This is a genomic window from Pseudomonas viridiflava (genome assembly GCF_900602065.1).
Taxonomy (GTDB): domain Bacteria; phylum Pseudomonadota; class Gammaproteobacteria; order Pseudomonadales; family Pseudomonadaceae; genus Aquipseudomonas.
The window spans coordinates 1-350 of the sequence record NZ_UWFN01000112.1; the positions used below are offsets into that span (position 1 = coordinate 1).

The window sequence follows — 350 nt, forward strand, 5'->3', positions numbered from 1 at the left end:
TTCAGCAAGTCGCGTGTAACGTCGACTATCACTTTTCGACTAATGCTTTATTACGATTGTGGGTTTGTGGATTGGAGACAATGCTGTAGGTGCAGACGGTTTCACATGCGCATGCATGTCGCGCCATTCCCGGCGCAAGGAGAAATAAGATGTTCCTTACCGCGCTTTACGTTGAGTGTCACACCCGGATCAGTTCATTTATCAAGGACAGGGAGGCGGCGTCAGGTATCGAGTATGCACTGCTGGCAGCGATGGTCGCGGTTGCGCTGGTTGCGTTTGTGCCGGAGATCAGTAGCAGGGTCGCAGCGCTGTTTACTCGAATTCAGACCGCTCTGACTTAAACGGTTATT

Annotated in this window: 1 protein-coding gene; it reads left to right on the forward strand. The window is 51.4% G+C overall.

Translation table 11 applies throughout. The features are described from left to right. The first annotated feature begins 149 nt into the window (after positions 1-149). The gene (locus tag EE949_RS05205) at positions 150-341 is read left to right on the forward strand and encodes a Flp family type IVb pilin (protein ID WP_043305204.1); all 192 of its coding nucleotides are present in this window, start codon (positions 150-152) and stop codon (positions 339-341) included. Positions 342-350: the final 9 nt, after the last annotated feature.